Genomic DNA, 1,610 nt, shown 5'->3' on the forward strand with positions numbered 1-1,610 from the left:
TACACAAAACTCAGCACCGCAATTGATGTATGTACAATAAAGGTCTTATAAAGGTTGCATAAAAATCCGATAACTAAGATTATCGGATTGTTGTAGATTAAAAAGAACGGTCAAGTTAACGGTTGAGTTTCTTAATTTTAACGGCTAACTTATCGGCATTATGCTTCAGTGTCCTTTTGTCCTTCCTAATGCTAGGTTATTTCTGCACTTGGTTGACCGTGCGAAAAGGTCATTGTCACTCACAGCCTTATTCATTTAGATAATCGCCTAGTTCTAGACTACAAGTATTATATAGCCTAGCAATGACCATCATGCATAGTATTAATTCTAGTGGCGGATTATAGCCATTTCAAACGGTAGAATAAGTACATCTGCAAGCCAATCAGTGCAAACAATCCGCCACAGAATGCGGCAAAAGCCCAGTTGGATTCAGCACCCGGTATCCCGCCAATATTGACGCCCAATAAGCCTGTTAAAAAACCTAATGGTAAAAATACCGCTGAAATTAGCGATAAGAAATACAATCGTTGATTCACTTGTTCTGACTGTTGTGATTGGAGTTCTTCTTGTGTGACGCTGGCACGATCGCGTATCGCATCAAGATCTTCTATCACTCGAATAAGGGTTTCATGTATTTCACGTAAGCGGACTTTATCGTTATCGTCAAACAGTTCGCTGGCTTCTTGTAACATACGAGAAAATGCTTCTCGTTGTGGCGCTAGGTAGCGACGCAATACCACGGTTTGTCTGCGCAGTTCGGCAATGTCGGTACGCAAGGTTTTGTTTACTTGAGTGACTACGCGTTCTTCTAACTCATCGAGCTGCTCTTCAAGCTTGCCAATAAACTCCACTTTACGTTGTGTAAGACGCTCACAAATGGCCATGATAAAGGCTGCACTATCAACTGGGCCTTTGCCTTGCTTTATCGCATCAGCAACATCGATCACCGATTGTAGTTGGCGCTCGCAAGTTGAAATGATTTTGTGCTCTTCAGCGTAGATCCGCACTGCGACCATGTCTTCTGGATCTGAATTGGGGTTTAAATTAACCCCTCGTAACGCCAGTAAAATTCCTTTGTCGGAACTTAATACTCGTGGGCGAGTATCGGTGGCCAACAGTGTATCCATCTCAACCCTTTGTAAACCAGAGTTGAGGATCCATTTACGTGCTTTAGGTTCACGATAGCGAAGATGTAGCCATAAAAGTCCATCAGCAGGCTGCCATAGTGCTATTTGTTCAGCGGTAAGTGACTGGCCTGCATTTGGTCCAGTAAGCAACAAGCTGTATATAAAACCATTATTCATTATCAGAAATTCCATGTGATCACTATTGCAATAATTTACGCTACTTTTTAATCTTGCCCAAGTTTAAAACGATCTTATAAAATGAAATTCTTTATTTATCGAGCATTTAACCATCAAGCGCAAAATTTGATGAACTAACCAACTGCAGAGTGGCCATTCATCGGTTAAAATAGAAAAAATGCTAAATAAAGAGTACTAGTATGGAATATCAATTTCGTCGAAACCGCCTCGAAGGCTCAGTCTTTGCTGAATTTAGCATGGGTCATGAAGTATTAGGCAGATGGTTTGCTGAAGAGCTTGGTGACG

General features: G+C 41.3%; 2 protein-coding genes. One reads left to right on the forward strand and one right to left on the reverse strand.

What is annotated here, in order from left to right:
• Nucleotides 1-338: 338 nt before the first annotated feature.
• A complete protein-coding gene (locus CXF78_RS16880; protein WP_041412754.1) occupies nt 339-1,304 on the reverse strand; it encodes a zinc transporter ZntB in 966 nt (321 codons plus the stop codon).
• A gap of 200 nt (nt 1,305-1,504) precedes the next feature.
• Here CXF78_RS16880 and CXF78_RS16885 point away from each other — a divergent pair.
• A partial coding sequence (locus CXF78_RS16885; protein ID WP_180957198.1) for a YacL family protein occupies nt 1,505-1,610 on the forward strand: 106 nt, incomplete at its 3' end.

Origin of the sequence: Shewanella sp. 11B5 (assembly GCF_002836795.1) — a bacterium.
GTDB classification, from domain to species: Bacteria; Pseudomonadota; Gammaproteobacteria; order Enterobacterales; family Shewanellaceae; genus Shewanella; species Shewanella frigidimarina.

What these genes read in the sequence shown, in the direction of transcription:
- CXF78_RS16880 (WP_041412754.1), bottom strand. Translation starts at nt 1,304, where the DNA reads ATGAATAATGGTTTTATATACAGCTTGTTGCTTACTGGACCAAATGCA.